This window comes from Limnospira sp. PMC 289.06, from assembly GCF_032350395.1.
In the GTDB taxonomy this organism is placed as follows: Bacteria; Cyanobacteriota; Cyanobacteriia; order Cyanobacteriales; family Microcoleaceae; genus Limnospira; species Limnospira platensis.
The window spans coordinates 1-361 of record NZ_JARPLC010000532.1 but is presented as its reverse complement, the minus strand read 5'-3'; the positions used below and the strand labels follow the sequence as shown (position 1 = coordinate 361).

The 361-nt window shown below is 41.3% G+C and carries 1 protein-coding gene; it reads left to right on the top strand.

The window, feature by feature from the left end; translation table 11 throughout:
- A partial coding sequence (locus P5674_RS26150) for an HNH endonuclease (RefSeq protein WP_315670515.1) occupies nucleotides 1-361 on the top strand: 361 nt, incomplete at both ends.

Sequence of the window (361 nt, the reverse complement as noted above, 5' to 3'; positions counted from 1 at the left end):
TTAAGGAATTACTTCAGAAATGGAACAGTTAAACTTAGCAATGGGAAAGAAAGACATGAAACTTGGTTGTTCCAAACCAAAGATGGGTTACATCTATACAAACACAACTGGACTCCAATTGTCAGACATACCCTAGTGCGCCCTGACGCAACACCATACGATGGAAATTGGACTTACTGGGCAACCAGGAAAGGTCAAGCAATCGACACGCCAAATAGAGTTGCCAAACTACTCAAGAAACCAAAAGGTAGATGTACCTGGTGTGGGCAATTCTTTACCCCGTCAGACTTTATTGAAGTAGACCATATTGTACCTAGAAGCCAAGGCGGAAAGGATGAATACAAGAATCTTCAATTATTAC